The organism is Streptomyces sp. H27-H1 (genome assembly GCF_026627445.1).
GTDB lineage: Bacteria > Actinomycetota > Actinomycetes > Streptomycetales > Streptomycetaceae > Streptomyces.
On sequence record NZ_JAPNLJ010000019.1, the window covers coordinates 81,577 to 98,678 of the forward strand.

Consider the following 17,102-nt stretch of genomic DNA (forward strand, 5'->3'; position numbering starts at 1 on the left):
AGTCTGAACCCGTAGCAGCCGACGTACCGGAGCCCGGGAGCGCAGAGACATGGGAAAGCTGACCCTCACCACCTTCCTGACCCTCGACGGTGTGATGCAGGCGCCCGGGGCTCCGGACGAGGACCCCAGTGGCGGGTTCTCGTACGGCGGTTGGATCGTGCCCTTCGCCGACGAGGGCATGGGGGAGTTCGTCACCGAGGTCTTCGACCGGACCGGGGCCTTCCTGCTCGGACGCCGGACCTACGAGATCTTCGGCTCGTACTGGCCGCGGCACGACGACCCCGCGGACCCCGTCGCGAGCAAGCTCAACCGGCTGCCGAAGTACGTGGCCTCCACCACGCTCAAGGAGCCGGCCTGGGGCCCCGCCACCGTGATCGACGGGGAGCAGCTGCAGAGCGAGGTCGTACGGATCAAGGACGCGACCGAGGGGGAGCTGCAGGTGCACGGCAGCGGCGCGCTGGCGCAGTGGCTGCTGGCGCGGGACCTGGTGGACGAGCTGAACCTGCTGGTCTTCCCCGTCTTCCTGGGCGCCGGACGGCGGCTGTTTCCGACGGGCGGGCTGCCGACGGCCTTCGAGGTGACGGACTCGCGGACCACCTCGGCCGGCACGGCCATCCACACCTACCGGACGAAGGGGCGCGCCGCGTTCGGCAGCTTCGAGTGACACCGGGTACCGGGCCCGGCCGGCGGCGGGAGCGCGCGGACGGGCCTGCGCGTACGCCCGCGCGCGTACGCCCGCGCGCGGAGCGGCCCGGGGGCAAATGGCTCGACCGGCCGATCATGCTCGGGTAGCGTGGGCCCACCCCCCGTGCGAGCCGCCGAAGTCTCCACCTGCCTTCTGCCGTTGGAGAACCGGTGTCCACCATCGCCGCCCCCGCGCCCCCCGTCGCCGCCCCCCGCAGGGCCTGGCTCGCGGATCTGCCGGTCCTGCTGGTCGCCGTCGTCTGGGGTGGCAGCTACCTCGCCGCCAAGGGCGTCACCACCACGCACACCGTGATCGCGGTACTCGTCCTGCGCTTCGCGCTGGTCCTGCCCGTCCTCGCCGTCGCCGGCCGGCGACGGCTGCGCGCACTCACCCCCGCCCAGCTGCGCGGGGCCGGAGCGCTGGGACTCGTACTCGGTGGGATCTTCCTGCTGGAGACCTACGGGGTCGTCCACACCTCCGCCACCAATGCCGGGCTCATCATCAGCCTGACCATGATCTTCACTCCGCTCGCCGAGTCCGCCGTCCGCCGCGAGGCTCCCTCGGCCGCCTTCCTCGGCGCCGCGGCCGTCTCCGTCAGCGGCGTCGTCCTGCTGACCCAGGGCGCCGGATTCACCGCCCTGAGCCCCGGTGACCTGCTCATCCTCGGCGCGGCCCTCGCGCGAACCGTGCACGTCCTGCTCATGGCCCGGATCAAGGCCGTGCAGGAGGCGGACTCGCTCTCCTTGACCACTGTTCAGCTCGGCACCGCGGTCTGCGTGTTCGCGGTACTGGCCCTGCTGCCCGGCACCGGCGCGAGCCCCTGGGCGGCCGCCGCCGATTTCGGCGCGGCCGAGTGGGCCGGGCTCGCCTTCCTGTCCGTCTTCTGCACCCTGTTCGCCTTCTTCGTGCAGATGTGGGCGGTCCGGCGCACCTCGCCCTCCCGCGTCAGCCTGCTGCTCGGCACCGAACCCCTCTGGGCGGCCGCGGCGGGCATCGCCATCGGCGGCGAGCACCTCGGGGCCCTCGGTTTCGCAGGGGCGGCGCTGGTACTCGCGGGTACCGCGTGGGGGCGGCGCGCCGGTGGCTGAGCGATTGTCCGAAAGAGCCCCCCAGTCAGGGTGATCGCCCGCTCTACGCTGGTCACCATGCCAATTCTGGACCTCAGCAGCCTCGCCGACGGCTTCAACGAGAACCCCTATCCGCACTACGCGCGGTTGCGGGAGAGCGGCCCCGTCCACCGCGTCAAGACGGCGGACGGGGAGGAGGTCTGGCTGATCGTCGGTCACGACGAGGCCCGCCAGGCCCTCGCCCACCCCGATGTGCTGAAGAACTGGCAGACCACCGACCTCTACGCCGGCCGGACCACCACCACCAGCCTGAGCACCAACATGCTCCGCTCCGACCCGCCCCACCACACCCGGCTGCGCCGTCTGGTGGCCGGCGAGTTCACCGCCCGCCGGGTCGAGTCCCTGCGCCCCCGGGTCCGGCAGGTCACCGACGAGCTGCTCGACGCGATGGAGGCCGCCCCGGACCGCCGCGGCGACCTGATCAGCTCCCTGGCCGTACCGCTGCCGATGACCGTGATCTGCGAACTCCTCGGCGTCCCCGACCTCGACCGGGACTCCTTCCGCCGGTGGTGCAACGAAGTGGTCGCGCCGACCGGCAAGGAGGCCGAGACCACCGCACTGCGCGAGATGTCCGGCTACCTCGCCGAGCTCATCGGGGCCAAGCGGGAGCACCCCGGCCAGGACCTGCTCAGCGCCCTGATCAGGTCCCGGAACGAGGACGGCGACCAGCTGTCCCCGGAGGAACTGGCCGGGATGGCCTTCCTGCTGCTGCTCGCCGGCCACGAGACCGCGGTGAACATGCTCGGCAACGGCGTACGGGCCCTGCTCGCCCACCCCGAGCAGCTGGCGGCACTGCGCGCCGATACGGACGGGCTCATCGACGGAGCCGTGGAGGAGATGCTTCGCTACGACGGCCCGGTGGAGAGCGCCACCTACCGATTCGCCCGCGCCGACCTGGAGATCGGCGGGACCCTCATCGAGGCGGGCTCACCCGTACTGGTCTCCCTCGCCGCCGCCGACCGAGACCCGGCACGCTTCCCGGATCCCGGGCCCGACGTGTTCGACATCCGCCGCGCCGGCCAGAGCCACCTGGCCTTCGGCCACGGCATCCACTTCTGCCTCGGAGCCCCGCTGGCCCGCATGGAGGGCCGCATCGCGATCCGGGCCCTGCTGGAACGATTCCCCGACCTGGCCGACGACCCGCAGGCGGGGCCACCGGAGTGGATCCCCGGCACCCTCATCCGGGGAGTGAAGCGACTGCCGGTCCGCTGGTAGCCGCGCCCGCCATGACAGCCAGGACCGCCATGACACTCATGACCCATCCCGCACAGACCCGGCGGATCCGCGCGCGGGCCGATGCGCAGCCCGGGCCTCAGCCCGGGCCACAGTCCAGGCCGCAGCGCAGGTCACAGCTCCGGGAGCTCCTCCAGCCCGACCCGCCGCCGCTCCCGCCGCGAGCGCTCGCAGGCCTCTGCCACCCGCAGTGCGGCGAGCGCCTCGACGCCGTCGCACGGATTGGGTCCCTCGCCGCGCACCAGCCGGACGAAGGCCGCCAGCTCCGCCTCGTAGGCGGGGGCGAAGCGCTCCAGGAACCCGGGCCACGGCTTGGTGGCCGGGGGCGGGCCGTGCGGTTCGGTCGAGGCGATCGGCGTACGGTCGTCCAGCCCGGTGGAGACCTGGTCCAGCTCCCCGGCCAGCTCCATCCGTACGTCGTAACCGGCGCCGTTGCACCGCGTACCGGTACTGGAGACCAGCGTCCCGTCGTCCAGGGTGAGGACCGCGGCGGCGGTGGCGATGTCGCCCGTCTCCTGGAACTGCGCCGGCCCCGCGTCCGACCCGGTCGCGTACACCTCGCTCACCTCGTGCCCGGTCACCCAGCGGACCATGTCGAAGTCGTGGACCAGGCAGTCCCGGTACAGCCCGCCCGAGGTCGCGAGGTATGCGGCGCTCGGCGGGGAGGGGTCCGCGGTGGTGGTCCGTACGGTGTGCAGCCGGCCCAGGGCGCCGGAGCGGACCAGCTCGCGCGCCGTCGTGTAGCCCTCGTCGAAGCGGCGCATGAACCCCAGCTGGAGCACCCCGCCGACCGCCGCCACCTCGCGCAGCACCGACAGGGTGCGGTTCAGGTCCGGGGCGATCGGCTTCTCGCAGAACACCGGCAGCCCGGCGCGAACCGCGCGTACGACGAGGTCCGCGTGCCCCTCGGTGGCGCAGGACACCACCACCGCGTCCACGCCCCACGTGAAGATCTGCTCGACGGTGGGCGCGGCGGTGGCCCCGAGCCGGTCGGCGAGGCGCGCCGCCCGCGAGGGGTCCGCGTCGGCGAGCAGGAGCGAGCTCGCGTCCGCCTGGCGGGCCAGCGCCGCCGCGTGGAAGGAGCCGATCCGGCCCGTACCGATGAGCCCGATGCGCATGCATTCAACCTGACCCCGTCCGGGGGAGCTGTCAATCCGTCCCGCTGTGTCCCGCGCCATCCGCAATGGCCCCGATGACCTTGCATGGTGCATTGTGACGGATACTGGGCGGCTGCGGCTTGAAACAAATGACCGTTTTGACGAGCGGGTACCGCGGCGGGACAGCGCCGGCGGGACGGCGCGACAAGCGAAAGGCACGGGCAGACGTGGCTAGGGTTCGGACAGGGGTGCGCCTCGTGGGTGCGGTGCTCGCGGCGGTACTGGGCGCCTCCCTCGTGGGCTGCAGCAGTACGGGCGGGAAGCGGGCCGAGGACCGCGCGAAGGCCGAGGCGGCGGGCCGGCCCGCGGTTTCGACCCCGCGCTGGACCTTCGCGATGGTCACCCACGCGGGCGACGGCGACACCTTCTGGGACATCGTGCAGAAGGGCGCCAAGGAGGCCGCGGCGAAGGACAACATCAACTTCGTCTACGCCCACGACGACCAGGCACAGCAGCAGGCCCAGTTCGTCCAGAACGCCATCGACCAGAAGGTCGACGGGCTGATCGTCTCCCTCGCCAAGCCCGATGCCCTCAAGGACGTCCTCGCCAAGGCCGTCAAGGCCGGTATCCCGGTGGTCACGGTCAACTCCGGATCAGCCAAGTCCGCCGAGTACGGGGCGCTCACCCACATCGGCCAGGACGAGGAGATCGCCGGCGAGGCGGTCGGCACCGAGCTGGGCAAGCGCGGGCGCAAGAAGGCGGTCTGCGTCCTGCACGAGCAGGGCAACGTGGGCCACGAGCAGCGCTGCGCCGGAGCGAAGAAGACCTTCGGCGAATCCGGCGGGACCATGGAGAACCTGTACGTCGAGGGCACCAACATGCCGTCCGTCCAGTCGGCCCTCCAGGCCAAGCTCCAGGCCGACCCCTCCGTCGACGCGATCGTCACCCTCGGCGCGCCGTTCGCCCCCACCGCCGTCAAGGCCAAGGAGGCGGCGGGCAGCAAGGCCGAGGTGGACACCTTCGACCTGAACGCCTCGGTGGCCCGCGACCTGAAGTCCGGCGCCCTCGGATTCGCCGTCGACCAGCAGCCCTACCTCCAGGGCTACGAGGCCGTCGACCTGCTCTGGCTCTACCGCTACAACGCCGACGTGCTCGGCGGCGGCCGGCCGGTACTCACCGGGCCGCAGATCGTCACGGGGGCCGAGGCGGCCACCCTGGAGAAGTTCATCAACCGGGGCAGCCGATGAGCACCGCCACCCAGGCCCCCGCTCCCGCAGCCGGTCCGCGCGACGAGCGTCTCGCGCCCACCTCGCTGCTGCGCCGCCTGCTCGGCCGGCCCGAGCTCGGCGCGGTGGTCGGCGCGGCCGCCGTCTTCGTCTTCTTCTCCTTCGCCGCCGACAGCTTCCTGCGGGCCTCCAGCCTGAGCACGGTCCTCTACTCGGCCTCCACCATCGGCATCATGGCCGTCCCGGTGGCCCTGCTCATGATCGGCGGGGAGTTCGACCTGTCCGCCGGGGTCATGGTCACCTCCTCGGCGCTGCTCAGCTCGATGTTCAGCTACCAGATGACCGCCAACGTCTGGGTGGGCGTCCTCGTATCGCTGCTGGTCACCCTGGCGATCGGGTTCTTCAACGGGTTCATGCTGACCCGCACGAAACTGCCCAGCTTCATCATCACGCTCGGCACCTTCCTGATGCTGACCGGCCTGAACCTCGGTTTCACCAAGCTGATCAGCGGCTCGGTGTCCACCAAGACCATCGCCGACATGGAGGGCTTCTCCTCCGCCCGAGCGCTCTTCGCCTCGCAGTGGACCTTCGGCTCGGTCACCCTCAAGGTCACCATCCTGTGGTGGCTGCTACTGGTCGCCGTGGCCACCTGGATCCTGCTGCGCACCCGCGCCGGCAACTGGATCTTCGCCGTCGGCGGCGGCGCGGACGCGGCCCGCGCGACCGGCGTCCCCGTCGTGAAGACCCGTATCGGCCTGTACATGGGCGTCGCGCTGTGCGCCTGGATCTCCGGGCAGCACATCCTCTTCTCGTTCGACGTGGTCCAGTCGGGCGAGGGCGTCGGCAACGAGTTCCTCTACATCATCGCGGCCGTCATCGGCGGCTGTCTGATGACCGGCGGCTACGGCTCGGCCATCGGCTCCGCCGTGGGCGCCTTCATCTTCGGCATGACCAGCAACGGCATCGTGTACGCCCAGTGGAACCCGGACTGGTTCAAGTTCTTCCTCGGCGCGATGCTGCTGCTGGCCACGCTGCTCAACGCATGGGTCCGCAAGCGGGCGGAGGCGAAGTGAAGATGACCGAAGCGAACCCGGCCGGCGCTCCCGACGGCGCGCCCGCCCTGGTGAAGCTGACCGACGTCAGCAAGTACTACGGAAACATCCGCGCCCTCCAGGACGTCTCCCTGGAGGTCTCGCCCGGCGAGATCACCTGTGTCCTCGGCGACAACGGCGCCGGCAAGTCCACCCTCATCAAGATCATCGCGGGGCTGCACCGGCACGACGCCGGCACCTTCGAGATCGAGGGCGAGGAGACGGTGCTCGCCAACCCGCGCGCCGCCCTCGACCGCGGCATCGCCACCGTCTACCAGGACCTCGCCGTGGTCCCGCTCATGCCCGTCTGGCGCAACTTCTTCCTCGGCTCCGAGCCCACCAAGGGGCGCGGCCCCCTGCGCCGCCTCGACGTGGAGCTCATGCGCCGCACCACCCGCACCGAGCTGCTGCGGATGGGCATCGACCTGCGGGACGTCGACCAGCCCATCGGCACCCTGTCCGGCGGCGAGCGGCAGTGCGTGGCCATCGCGCGCGCCGTCCACTTCGGCGCGAAGGTCCTCGTACTCGACGAGCCCACCGCCGCCCTCGGCGTCAAACAGTCCGGGGTGGTCCTCAAGTACGTCGCCGCGGCCCGTGACGCGGGCCTCGGCGTGGTCCTGATCACGCACAATCCGCACCACGCACACCTGGTCGGAGACCGGTTCGTGCTCCTCAAGCGCGGCACCATGGCGGGCAGCCACACCCGCGACTCGATCACCCTGGACGAGCTCACCCGGCAGATGGCGGGCGGTTCCGAGCTCGACGAACTGAGCCACGAACTGGAGCGAGTGGCAGAATCGGGACCTGACAGCACATCCGCCACTCCATCCGACCAGGCATCCGGACCCACTCCGGGCACTGCCGCACCATGAGGGACGACACGACTCGATGAGCACGTACCGGGACTTCACGCTCGCCCACCGGGGGGCGGCGCGAGGCACCGTCCTGCGGACCATCGGGACCCGTGAGCGCCGGTCGCACCTGACCGCCCCGCGCGTTCCGACCGTCGGCATCGACATCGGCGGCACCAAGGTGATGGCCGGGGTGGTCGACGCCGACGGGATCATCCTGGAGAAGATCCGGGCCGAGACCCCGGACAAGTCCAAGAGCGCCAAGGTGGTCGAGGACACCATCGTCGAGCTGGTCCTCGACCTCTCCGACCGGCACGACGTGCACGCGGTGGGCATCGGCGCCGCCGGCTGGGTCGACGCCGACCGCTCCCGCGTCCTGTTCGCCCCCCACCTGGCCTGGCGCGACGAACCGCTGCGCGACGCGCTCCAGTCCCGGCTCGCGGTCCCGGTCATGGTGGACAACGATGCCAACACCGCCGCCTGGGCGGAATGGCGCTTCGGCGCCGGCCGGGGCGAGGACCACCTCGTCATGATCACCCTGGGTACCGGCATCGGCGGGGCCATCCTCGAAGGCGGCCAGGTCAAGCGCGGCCGCTACGGGGTCGCCGGCGAGTTCGGCCACATGCAGGTCGTCCCCGGGGGCCACCGCTGCCCCTGCGGCAACCGCGGCTGCTGGGAGCAGTACAGCTCCGGCAACGCGCTGGTCCGCGAGGCCCGCGAGCTGGCCGCCGCCGACTCCCCGGTGGCGTACAACCTCATCGCCCGGGTCGGCGGAAACGTCTCGGAGATCACCGGGCCGCTCATCACGGAGCTGGCCCGCGAGGGCGATGCCATGTGCATCGAGCTCCTCCAGGACATCGGCCAGTGGCTCGGCGTCGGCATCGCCAACCTCGCCGCCGCCCTCGACCCCTCGTGCTTCGTCATCGGCGGCGGCGTCAGCGCCGCCGACGACCTGCTGATCGGCCCGGCCCGCGAGGCCTTCCGCCGCCACCTCACCGGCCGCGGCTACCGCCCCGAGGCCCGCATCGCCAAGGCCCAGCTCGGCCCCGAGGCGGGCATGGTCGGCGCCGCCGACCTCTCCCGGCTCGTCGCCCGCCGCTTCCGCCGCGCCACGCGCCGGCGCGTGGAGCGCTACGAGCGCTACGCGCAGTTCGGCCGGCGCGACACCACCGGCACCGAAGACCAGGAAACGCAGTGACACCGCCCTCCCTGCCCCGCCAGGCCGCGTCCCCCGGCGAGGGGCCCGCCGCGCCGGCCCCCGCCGAGGACCGCAAGCACGTGGTGCGGCGCCGCTGGATCACCGCGATCATTATCCTGCTGCTGATCGGCGTACCCGCGGGCTACCTGGCCATCTCCGCCCAGCAGAGCCGGCAGAGCGGCCGCGACAAGGCGTCCAAGGTCGGCGCCGCCCAGGTGCGCCCCGGCTGGCCGTCCAAGGTGCAGCGCAGCATCTACGAGGTCCCGATCCCGCCGAACGCCTGGCGCGTCGGGTTCCTGGAGACGAACAACTGGCGCACCAGCCGGCTGTACACGCAGTTCGCGGTCACCCCGCCCGAGCTGGACGCGTTCCTGGCTTCCGTCGGCACCAGCCGCAAGGAGCTGACTCCCGGGGTGTCGATCTCCGAGCACGACACCTCGGTCGCGGGATGGAACTGGGAGTCCAAGACCGGGTGGCTCGGGATCACCCTCGAAGAGGAGGATCCGAGGCCCACCCGGGACATCACGGTCGACCTCTCGGACGACAAGGTCTCCAAGGTCTACGTGGTCTCCTCGACCACCCCCTGACCGCCCGGTCGGGGGCTAGCCTTGGATCATGAAGCTCACCAAGCGGCTGCACTCCTGCGTCCAGCTGGAGAAGGACGGGCGCCTGCTCGTCATCGACCCGGGCGCCTTCAGCGAAGCGGACGCCGGCCTCGGGGCCGACGCCCTGCTCGTCACGCACGAGCACCCCGACCACTACGAGGAGGGCCGGCTGCGGGCCGCCCTCGACGCGAACCCGGCGGCGCAGCTGTGGACCCTGCGCAGCGTCGCGGAGAAACTCGCCCCCGCCTATCCGGGCCGTGTCCACACCGTGGGCCACGGGGACACCTTCACCGCCGCCGGCTTCGAGGTCCAGGTACACGGCGAACTGCACGCCGTGATCCACCCGGACATCCCGCGGATCACCAATGTCGGCTTCCTGGTGGACGCTTCCCTCTTCCACCCGGGGGACGCCCTGACCGTGCCCGAGGCTCCCGTCGAGACGCTCATGCTCCCGGTGCACGCGCCCTGGAACAAGATCGCCGAAGTGATCGACTACGTCCGCGAGGTCCAGCCGCGCGAAACCCTCGCCATCCACGACGCGGGTCTGACCGACCTGGTGCTCCCGATCTACGCCACCCAGATCGGAAACCTCGGCGGCGCAGGGTACGGCCGACTCACCGCCGGGGACACCGCCGACCTGTGACTGTCGGTGCCGGGCGGTAGGTTTGACGGCATGCGTATCGCCACGTTCAACGTCAACTCGATCACCGCCCGGCTGCCGCGCCTGCTGGCCTGGCTGGAGAGCTCCGGCACCGATGTCCTGTGCATCCAGGAGACCAAGTGCTCCGCGGAGCAGTTCCCGTACGCGGAGCTCCGCGAGCTGGGCTACGAGTCGGCCGTCAACGCCACCGGCCGGTGGAACGGGGTGGCCCTGCTCTCCAAGGTGGGCCTGGAGGACGTGGTCACCGGCCTGCCCGGCGGCCCCGACTACGAGGGGGTCCAGGAGCCCCGCGCCATCTCCGCCACCTGCGGCGGAGTGCGCGTCTGGTCGGTGTACGTACCCAACGGGCGCGAGGTCGCGCACGACCACTACGGCTACAAGCTGGACTGGTTCCGGGCCCTGTCCGCCGTCGTCGAGCAAGACGCGGCCGGCCCGCGCCCGTTCGCGGTGCTCGGCGACTTCAACGTGGCCCCGACCGACGAGGACGTCTACGACCCGGCGGTCTTCGAGGGCCTGACCCACGTCACTCCGGAAGAGCGGGCCGCCCTGGAGCAGCTGCGCTCAGTCGGCCTCTCCGACGTCTTCCCGCGTGCCCTCAAGTACGACCGGCCGTACACCTTCTGGGACTACCGGATGCTGGCCTTCCCGAAGAACAGGGGAATGCGCATCGACCTGGTCTACGGGAACGAGGCCTTCGCCAAGGCCGTCACCGACTCCTACGTGGACCGCGAGGAACGCAAGGGCAAGGGCGCCTCCGACCACGCGCCCGTCGTCGTCGACCTGCAAGTCTGACCCGTTCGGCGAAACCCGTCGAAGACACCGGGCGGGGGCGCCCCGAACCGCGCGAGGCAGTGCCACACCTTTTTGAGGGACTGTTCGTCCCCGCGGCCGGCGAGCAGGGCGTCCCCGATGACCCCGGGGTCGAGCCGCCCTTCGGCCGCGATGGCCGCGCCCATGTCGACGTACTGCGCTCCGCGGTAGCCGGGGTGCAGCCGCAGATCCCCGACGGAGAGCTCGAAGCCGGCGTGCCACTCCACCGGGCAGGGCAGCCGAAGCGCCGCCGCCTCCACCGCCGTGCCGCGGTAGCAGGGGTCCAGGACCAGTGCTTCCACGTCGCGGTCCAGCACGACCGGTCCGTGGACCTGGGCCTCGATGTAGTCGTCGAGGTCGTCCTGGTCGTCGGCCCGGGCCTGCTCGATCAGCGGCATCCTGGCCGCGACACCGAAGTCCGAGGGCTCGAGAAAGCTGTCGGGATAGCAGAACGTGGTGCGCTCGAGCGGCCCCGCGGTCAGCCGGAAGTGAGCGGATCCGAATCGCGGCGCTGCGCCTGCCGGCTTGCGGCGGAAGTTCAGGGCCCCGTAGACGGGCCGCTCGTGGGCGGGGGCGTCGTCATAGGATCCGCCGAAGATCCGGCTCTCCCACCGCCACCGCTCCCCGCCGGGGTGGGCGGTCAGGCCGCCGTTGCCGACGCCCGTGACGAACTGTGAGCGGTAGATGCCGTCGTGAGCCAGGGCATCCAGGATCGGCTTGCCGCGCACCCGTCGATCCGGGTGGAAGTTGAGGGTCACGCGCAGCGCCGGGTCCATGGGGTCGCCGGACGACAGCTCGGTGACATGGCGAACGGCCCGTTCCTGCGGCGTGGCCGGGACTTCGAAGTTCACCGGCCCAGTCTCCCTCGATGTGATCATCCGGCGCACGCGGATTGTGCTCGCGGCCGGTGATCCTTCAGGCGCGCCCTGTAGCCCGCCGGGGATCCGGGTGTCAGGCTGGAGTTATGAACATCCCTTTCCTGGCAAACTGGATTAATCGGCACGAAACGGGCGTGGGTGCGGGGCTCGCCGCGGCCCTCGCGGATGATCCCGAGGGCATCAACGAGTTGTTCGCGGAATGTGAGATGCTGCGCGCCCAAGCGCGCTCGGCCGGGCTCGAACTGGACGAGACCCCGGGCTCGTTGGAGGGGATCGACCAGCTGATGCCGCGCTGGCGCCGGGATCCGGAGATCACTCCGTGGCTCGGCAACGACGCGGGCTTCTACCTCGGGACCGTGATCGTCCGCTCCGTTCCGGGCGCCGTCTGGCAGGTGTGGCCCAACGGACAGCCGGTGATCCGGCTGGCCTCGGGCCGCGAGCTGAACGTGGTCGAGTCGGGGGTGTCGTGGGCGATGACGGGATCCCCCGAGCTGAGCCAGGCGTACGCCGAAGCCTCGGAAGGCTGACCTCCGGGGCCTTTATGCGGCGTTTAGGCGTGTCGCGGTGAAGTGCCCTTCCGCGGCTGGATAGTTTGCGCTGACCTCGACACACCGACAAGTGGGCAGGGCAGCGTATGGCCGTCGATCCGTTGATCGAGCTGCGGGACGTCAACAAGCACTTCGGACAACTGCACGTCCTTCAGGACATCAACCTCACCGTCGGCCGCGGGGAGGTGGTGGTGGTCATCGGCCCCTCCGGCTCCGGGAAATCGACCCTGTGCCGGGCGGTCAACCGGCTGGAGACCATCGAGTCGGGCACGATCATGCTCGACGGGAAGCCGCTGCCGGACGAGGGCAAGGAGCTCGCCGCGCTCCGCGCGGACGTGGGCATGGTCTTCCAGTCCTTCAACCTCTTCGCGCACAAGACGGTCCTCGCCAACGTCTCCCTCGCCCAGATCAAGGTCAGGAAGCGCAAGAAGGAAGAGGCGGACAAGCGCTCCCGCGAGCTGCTGGAGCGGGTCGGCCTCGCGGACCAGGCCGATAAGTTCCCCGCCCAGCTCTCCGGCGGCCAGCAGCAGCGCGTGGCCATCGCCCGAGCACTCGCCATGAACCCCAAGGCCCTCCTCTTCGACGAGCCCACCTCCGCGCTCGACCCGGAGATGATCAACGAAGTGCTGGAGGTCATGCAGCAGCTCGCCGCCGAGGGCATGACCATGATCGTGGTCACCCACGAGATGGGCTTCGCCCGCTCCGCCGCCAACCGCGTCGTGTTCATGGCCGACGGAAGGATCATCGAGGACCGGACCCCGGAGGCCTTCTTCACCGCCCCCGAGAGCGACCGGGCCAAGGACTTCCTCTCCAAGATCCTCAAGCACTGAGGGGCGGCCCGATGGGACACCGGCCGATGGAACGCCACGCGATGAAGCACCACCCGATGAAGTGCCCCCCGACGAAACGCCCGCGCGCCTCCCTCCCGCCGGCCTGCGCCTCCGCTCTCGCCGTGGCCCTCGTACTCGTGGGCGCCCTCGCCGGCTGCGGAAAGTCCGGCAGCCCCCCGGTCAAGGGCCCGCAGCCCGAAGACCTGCCCGTCTACCAGGTCGCGACCGGCTTCCAGCTGCCCGGCTCCCCGACCTGGAAGAAGGCCAAGCGGCGCGGCCACCTCGTGGTCGGCGCCAAGGAGGACCAGCCGTACATGGGGGAGAAGGACCCCGCGAGCGGCCGCTACTCCGGCTTCGACATCGAGATCGCCAAGATGATGTCCGCCTCGCTCGGCTTCGACCCCAAGACCGTGGAGTTCAAGACCATCGCCTCAGCCAACCGCGAGACGGCCCTGCAGAACGGCCAGATCGACTACTACGTCGGCACCTACACGATCAACGACAACCGCAAGAAGCAGGTCGGCTTCGCGGGCCCCTACTTCCTCGCCGGCCAGTCGCTGCTCGTGCGCAAGGGGGAGACGGAGATCAAGGGCCCCGAGGACCTCGCGGGCAAGAAGGTCTGCTCGGCCGCCGGCTCCACCCCCTACCAGCGGCTGCAGAAGGAGTTCCCCCGGGCCGTGCTCGTCGCCTACGACACGTACTCGGTCTGCGTGGACAACCTGCTGACCTACCAGGTCGACGCCGTCTCCACCGACGACTCCATCCTCCTCGGCTACGCGGCCAAGGTCCCCGAGGAGCTCAAGGTGGTCGGCAAGCCCTTCTCCGAGGAGCCCTACGGCATCGGGGTCCCGCGCTCCGACAACGCGCTGCGCTTCGCCCTCGACGACGCCCTCGCCGAGAACGAGCGGAACGGCAACTGGAAGAAGGCCTACGGGGCCACCCTCGGCCTTTCCGGGCAACCGGCGCCGAAACCGCCCGCCATCGACCGCTACCCGGCGAGCTGAGGGGAGAGCGCACCGCCATGGACGTACTCACCGAAAATTTCTCGCTCTACGGGAAGGGCTTCCTCGGCACCGTGGAACTCACGGTCTACGCCTCCCTCCTGGCCCTGGTCCTCGGATTCCTGATGGCCTCCTTCCGCGTCGCCCCCGTCGGCTCCTTCCGGGTCTTCGGCACCGTGTGGGTGGCCATCCTGCGCAACACCCCGCTCACCCTGCTCTTCTTCGCCGTGCTCCTCGGCCTGCCGCGCTTCGGCGTGGTCCTGCCCTTCCAGCTCTTCGCCGTCCTGGCGCTGGGCTGCTACACCTCCGCCTTCATCTGCGAGGTCCTGCGCTCGGGCATCAACACCGTGCCCAAGGGCCAGGGCGAGGCGGCCCGCAGCCTCGGCATGTCCTTCGGCCAGAGCCTGGGCACCGTTGTGCTGCCGCAGGCCTTCCGGTCCGTCATCCCGCCCATCGGCTCCACGCTGATCGCGCTCGCCAAGAACTCCGCGATCGCCGGGGCCTTCAGCGTCACCGAGCTGCTGGGCACGTACAAGGCCCTCAACGAGCTGGGCTACAGCATCATCTGGACCTTCGTCTGGATCGCGGTGGGCTACCTGATCATCACCCTGTCCATCAGCGCGCTGTTCAACGTGCTGGAGAAGCGCTTCGGAGTCGCCCGATGACCGCGCACGCGCTCCACGGAGACCTGGAGTCCACCGCCCTCTACGATCTGCCGGGCCCGCGCGCGCAGCGCCGCCACTTCTTCTACGGGGTCGCCTCGACGGCCATAATTCTCGGGCTCCTCGGCTGGCTGCTCTACCTGCTCTTCGACACCAACCAGTTCACCGCCGCCAAATGGGCCCCCTTCGAGTACAAGGGCATCCAGGAGCTGCTGCTCAAGGGGCTCGGGAACACCCTCAAGGCCTTCGCCTACGCCTCGGTGCTCTCGCTCGCGCTCGGCGCGCTGCTCGCGACGGGCCGGCTCTCGGCCCACCGGCCGGTGCGCTGGCTGTCCACACTGTGCGTGGAGTTCTTCCGGGCCATGCCGGTGCTGGTGATGATCTTCTTCATCTTCGTCGCACTGAAGGTCCAGCCGCTGCCCGCGCTGGTCGCCGGACTGACCCTGTACAACGGCTCGGTGCTGGCCGAGGTCTTCCGGACCGGCATCAACTCGGTCGAGAAGGGCCAGCGCGAGGCCGCGTACGCGCTGGGCATGCGCAAGACCCAGGTGATGACCTACGTCCTTGCCCCGCAGGCGGTCCGGGCGATGCTGCCCACGATCATCAGCCAGCTCGTGGTCGCGCTCAAGGACACCTCGCTCGGCTACCTGATCACCTACGAGGAGTTCCTGCACGCGGGCAAGCTGATCGCCTCCAACCTCGACTACGACCTGCCCTTCATCCCCGTCGTGATGATCATCTCGCCGATCTACATCGGGATGTGCATGCTCCTGTCCTGGTTCGCCACCTGGGTGGCCCGGCGTGAGCGGCGCAACCCCAAGACGAAGGCGGTCGACATCGACATCGAGGCGGCCGGGCCGGGAACGGCGGCGCCGGGCCGGGTCTGACCGCCGGGGCCGAGGCCCCGAGAGCCACACCCGGCCCGGCCGCAGCCGTGGATCACTGCTCGCGCAGCGGCACCGAGAGGTATGAGGGATCGGTGCGCGGCGAGGAGAAGGTCAGCTGCGCGCCGGTCGGGTTGTGCTCGATGTACAGGGGGTCGACGGTGTCGACGACTACCGCGAGGCGGTGTCCGGCCGGGACGTCGTAGGCGGTGGAGAAGAGTTCCAGGTCCACTCCGAAGGGCTGGCCGGCCGGCTTGCCGTGGAAGGTGTACGGGGCGTTGCTGACCAGCTTTCCGATGCCGAGCGGGCCGACGTCGTAGAGGTAGGCGACGAAGGTGCCGTCGGACTTGGTGGGGGTGACGGTGGTGTGCAGTCCGACGGTGCCGCGCACCCGCCGGTCCTCGGCGTAGCGCGGGGACTGCCAGACGGCGGCGAAGGCACGGGGGAGCAGCGGGATGGAGGCTGTCGGGGGCGCCTGGAAGAACTGGTCCAGGAGGTTGGACAGGAGGACGACTCCGCCGTTGGCGCCGGAGTCGACGCCGGTGAAGAGGTGCTCGCTGTCGGAGAGCATCAGCTTCTCGGCGCCGCCGGAGCCCACCGACTTCCAGTCGGCATAGCCCTCGTACCCGCCGTCGCTGCGGGGTTTGATCTGTACGGGGGCCTCGGTGTCCACACCGTTTCGCTCGCCCTTGAGGTAACGGTCGAACCAGCGGTGGGCGTTGGTCCAGGTGTCGTTGGGCAGTCCGAGGAGGCCGGTGGCCTCGGCGGTGGCGTGGTCGCCGGGGCGCAGCTCCAGGCGCTTGGGGCCGGTCAGCTTCTCGAAGAACTTCGCGTACTGGTTGGGCGGGAAGATGGTGTCGCCCCATGCGTTGCCGAGCATGATCGCGGCGCCGTTGGCGTTGATCCGGTCCACCTTCTCGGAGGCGGAGCGCTTCTTGCCCCACTCGATCATCTGCGGTTCCCGGTCCAGCTTCGAGCCGAGGAAGTCGCCGAGGATCTGCTGGAGCTCGGGGCCGGGGCGGCCGGTGAGGAAACCGGCGCCGCCGAGCAGGCCGGCCGCCTGGAGGTGCTGGGTGCGCCCGGAGTAGATGGACTCGATGAGATCGGCCCAGCCGCTGAGCGCGACCACGGCCTTGATGCGCGGATCGCTCGCGGAGGCCAGCAGGCTGATGCCCGCGCCGTACGAGACCCCGCCCATCCCGATGTGCTCCGCGTCGGCGGCGGTGTTCGCCAGCGCCCAGTCGATGACGGCGGAGACGTCGGCGGTGTCGGCCGGGCCGGCGGTCTCGATCTCGCCGCCGGAGAGCCAGAAGCCGCGGGAGGTGTAACTGACCACCACATAGCCGGAGTCGGCGAGCTTCTTGGCCTGGACGATGTATTCGATCTGGGGCATGCCCCAGCTGGTGGGCAGCACGATCAGCGGGTACTTCGCGCCGGGCAGGGCGCCGGCCGGGGTGAAGACGTTGCCCTTGAGGGTGATACCGCCGGAGCCGGGGATGTCGTGGAACCGGAGGTCCGGGGAGGCCTCGGTGGCGACGGTGACGGCGGCGGTCGTGGTGGCGGGAGCCGCCTGGGCCTGATGGGGGGCCAGGCCCAGGGCGGCTGCGGCCAGTACGGCCGCCATGGCGGTCGCGGTGCTGGTGGTGCGGACCGTACGGACCATCGATCGCTCCTCGCGTGTGCCGGGTGTCAAAGTGACCCGACGGTAACGGGAG

Annotated in this window: 18 protein-coding genes; 15 read left to right on the forward strand and 3 right to left on the reverse strand. The window is 70.6% G+C overall.

The features are described 5' to 3' along the window. Positions 1-49 precede the first annotated feature (49 nt). The 3 genes from OTB20_RS21735 (at position 50) to OTB20_RS21745 (ending at position 3,027) form a co-directional block, all read left to right on the forward strand. Positions 50-664, forward strand: a complete 615-nt coding sequence (locus tag OTB20_RS21735) for a dihydrofolate reductase family protein (protein WP_267819832.1) — start codon at positions 50-52, stop codon at positions 662-664. A gap of 191 nt (positions 665-855) precedes the next feature. Then, positions 856-1,773, forward strand: a complete 918-nt coding sequence (locus OTB20_RS21740; protein WP_267819833.1) for a DMT family transporter — start codon at positions 856-858, stop codon at positions 1,771-1,773. Positions 1,774-1,830: 57 nt separating this feature from the next. Beyond that, on the forward strand, positions 1,831-3,027 hold the full coding sequence (locus OTB20_RS21745) for a cytochrome P450 family protein (RefSeq protein WP_267819834.1): 1,197 nt from the start codon (positions 1,831-1,833) through the stop codon (positions 3,025-3,027). Between the two features lie 131 nt (positions 3,028-3,158). Here the strand turns inward: OTB20_RS21745 and OTB20_RS21750 are convergent, their stop codons facing one another. After that, positions 3,159-4,163, reverse strand: coding sequence for a Gfo/Idh/MocA family oxidoreductase (locus OTB20_RS21750; protein ID WP_267819835.1), 1,005 nt, complete (start codon positions 4,161-4,163; stop codon positions 3,159-3,161). 236 nt (positions 4,164-4,399) lie between these two features. Here OTB20_RS21750 and OTB20_RS21755 point away from each other — a divergent pair, with 236 nt between their 5' ends. Genes OTB20_RS21755 through OTB20_RS21785 form a run of 7 tightly spaced genes read left to right on the forward strand, consistent with a single transcriptional unit; the run spans position 4,400 to position 10,566 of the window. Further along, complete coding sequence (locus OTB20_RS21755) at positions 4,400-5,389, forward strand: sugar ABC transporter substrate-binding protein (RefSeq protein ID WP_267819895.1); 990 nt, start codon at positions 4,400-4,402, stop codon at positions 5,387-5,389. Further along, the gene (locus OTB20_RS21760) at positions 5,386-6,441 is read left to right on the forward strand and encodes an ABC transporter permease (RefSeq protein ID WP_267819836.1); all 1,056 of its coding nucleotides are present in this window, start codon (positions 5,386-5,388) and stop codon (positions 6,439-6,441) included. The genes OTB20_RS21755 and OTB20_RS21760 overlap by 4 nt, the downstream gene beginning before the upstream one ends. Positions 6,442-6,443: 2 nt before the next feature. Continuing rightward, positions 6,444-7,331, forward strand: coding sequence for an ATP-binding cassette domain-containing protein (locus OTB20_RS21765; protein WP_267819897.1), 888 nt, complete (start codon positions 6,444-6,446; stop codon positions 7,329-7,331). A gap of 16 nt (positions 7,332-7,347) precedes the next feature. Beyond that, positions 7,348-8,508 carry an ROK family glucokinase gene (locus OTB20_RS21770; protein ID WP_267819837.1) on the forward strand — a complete coding sequence of 387 codons (1,161 nt, stop codon included), beginning with the start codon at positions 7,348-7,350 and terminating at the stop codon, positions 8,506-8,508. Next, complete coding sequence (locus OTB20_RS21775; RefSeq protein WP_267819838.1) at positions 8,505-9,095, forward strand: hypothetical protein; 591 nt, start codon at positions 8,505-8,507, stop codon at positions 9,093-9,095. The genes OTB20_RS21770 and OTB20_RS21775 overlap by 4 nt, the downstream gene beginning before the upstream one ends. Positions 9,096-9,123: 28 nt before the next feature. Next, positions 9,124-9,756, forward strand: a complete 633-nt coding sequence (locus OTB20_RS21780; RefSeq protein WP_267819839.1) for an MBL fold metallo-hydrolase — start codon at positions 9,124-9,126, stop codon at positions 9,754-9,756. A gap of 30 nt (positions 9,757-9,786) precedes the next feature. After that, entirely contained in the window at positions 9,787-10,566 is a 780-nt protein-coding gene (locus OTB20_RS21785) for an exodeoxyribonuclease III (RefSeq protein ID WP_267819840.1), read from the forward strand. Here OTB20_RS21785 and OTB20_RS21790 read toward each other — a convergent pair. Beyond that, the gene (locus OTB20_RS21790) at positions 10,491-11,360 is read right to left on the reverse strand and encodes a DUF3626 domain-containing protein (RefSeq protein WP_267819899.1); all 870 of its coding nucleotides are present in this window, start codon (positions 11,358-11,360) and stop codon (positions 10,491-10,493) included. The genes OTB20_RS21785 and OTB20_RS21790 overlap by 76 nt on opposite strands. 188 nt (positions 11,361-11,548) lie before the next feature. Between OTB20_RS21790 and OTB20_RS21795 the strand changes: the two genes are divergently transcribed. The 5 genes from OTB20_RS21795 to OTB20_RS21815 all read left to right on the forward strand — a co-directional run bounded on the left by OTB20_RS21795 (position 11,549) and on the right by OTB20_RS21815 (position 15,390). Beyond that, positions 11,549-11,989: a DUF6278 family protein gene (locus OTB20_RS21795; protein ID WP_267757560.1), complete on the forward strand. Its 441-nt coding sequence runs from the start codon at positions 11,549-11,551 to the stop codon at positions 11,987-11,989. A gap of 107 nt (positions 11,990-12,096) precedes the next feature. Next, positions 12,097-12,840, forward strand: coding sequence for an amino acid ABC transporter ATP-binding protein (locus OTB20_RS21800; RefSeq protein ID WP_267819841.1), 744 nt, complete (start codon positions 12,097-12,099; stop codon positions 12,838-12,840). A gap of 56 nt (positions 12,841-12,896) precedes the next feature. Then, the gene (locus tag OTB20_RS21805) at positions 12,897-13,844 is read left to right on the forward strand and encodes a glutamate ABC transporter substrate-binding protein (protein ID WP_267819901.1); all 948 of its coding nucleotides are present in this window, start codon (positions 12,897-12,899) and stop codon (positions 13,842-13,844) included. Positions 13,845-13,861: 17 nt separating this feature from the next. After that, complete coding sequence (locus tag OTB20_RS21810; RefSeq protein ID WP_267819842.1) at positions 13,862-14,506, forward strand: amino acid ABC transporter permease; 645 nt, start codon at positions 13,862-13,864, stop codon at positions 14,504-14,506. Further along, positions 14,503-15,390 carry an amino acid ABC transporter permease gene (locus OTB20_RS21815; RefSeq protein ID WP_267819843.1) on the forward strand — a complete coding sequence of 296 codons (888 nt, stop codon included), beginning with the start codon at positions 14,503-14,505 and terminating at the stop codon, positions 15,388-15,390. Before OTB20_RS21810 ends, OTB20_RS21815 begins: the two co-directional genes overlap by 4 nt. Before the next feature lie 52 nt (positions 15,391-15,442). On the opposite strand, the gene OTB20_RS21820 is transcribed toward OTB20_RS21815, so the two are convergent. Continuing rightward, entirely contained in the window at positions 15,443-17,050 is a 1,608-nt protein-coding gene (locus OTB20_RS21820; RefSeq protein ID WP_267819844.1) for a CocE/NonD family hydrolase, read from the reverse strand. Positions 17,051-17,102 lie beyond the last annotated feature (52 nt).

Excerpts from the sequence above, each read along its gene's own strand:
- OTB20_RS21735 (WP_267819832.1), top strand. The coding sequence starts at position 50 with ATGGGAAAGCTGACCCTCACCACCTTCCTGACCCTCGACGGTGTGATG.
- OTB20_RS21745 (WP_267819834.1), top strand. The coding sequence starts at position 1,831 with ATGCCAATTCTGGACCTCAGCAGCCTCGCCGACGGCTTCAACGAGAAC.
- OTB20_RS21750 (WP_267819835.1), bottom strand. The coding sequence starts at position 4,163 with ATGCGCATCGGGCTCATCGGTACGGGCCGGATCGGCTCCTTCCACGCG.
- OTB20_RS21760 (WP_267819836.1), top strand. The coding sequence starts at position 5,386 with ATGAGCACCGCCACCCAGGCCCCCGCTCCCGCAGCCGGTCCGCGCGAC.
- OTB20_RS21765 (WP_267819897.1), top strand. The coding sequence starts at position 6,444 with ATGACCGAAGCGAACCCGGCCGGCGCTCCCGACGGCGCGCCCGCCCTG.
- OTB20_RS21770 (WP_267819837.1), top strand. The coding sequence starts at position 7,348 with ATGAGCACGTACCGGGACTTCACGCTCGCCCACCGGGGGGCGGCGCGA.
- OTB20_RS21780 (WP_267819839.1), top strand. The coding sequence starts at position 9,124 with ATGAAGCTCACCAAGCGGCTGCACTCCTGCGTCCAGCTGGAGAAGGAC.
- OTB20_RS21785 (WP_267819840.1), top strand. The coding sequence starts at position 9,787 with ATGCGTATCGCCACGTTCAACGTCAACTCGATCACCGCCCGGCTGCCG.
- OTB20_RS21790 (WP_267819899.1), bottom strand. The coding sequence starts at position 11,360 with ATGGACCCGGCGCTGCGCGTGACCCTCAACTTCCACCCGGATCGACGG.
- OTB20_RS21795 (WP_267757560.1), top strand. The coding sequence starts at position 11,549 with ATGAACATCCCTTTCCTGGCAAACTGGATTAATCGGCACGAAACGGGC.
- OTB20_RS21800 (WP_267819841.1), top strand. The coding sequence starts at position 12,097 with ATGGCCGTCGATCCGTTGATCGAGCTGCGGGACGTCAACAAGCACTTC.
- OTB20_RS21805 (WP_267819901.1), top strand. The coding sequence starts at position 12,897 with ATGAAGTGCCCCCCGACGAAACGCCCGCGCGCCTCCCTCCCGCCGGCC.
- OTB20_RS21810 (WP_267819842.1), top strand. The coding sequence starts at position 13,862 with ATGGACGTACTCACCGAAAATTTCTCGCTCTACGGGAAGGGCTTCCTC.
- OTB20_RS21815 (WP_267819843.1), top strand. The coding sequence starts at position 14,503 with ATGACCGCGCACGCGCTCCACGGAGACCTGGAGTCCACCGCCCTCTAC.
- OTB20_RS21820 (WP_267819844.1), bottom strand. The coding sequence starts at position 17,050 with ATGGTCCGTACGGTCCGCACCACCAGCACCGCGACCGCCATGGCGGCC.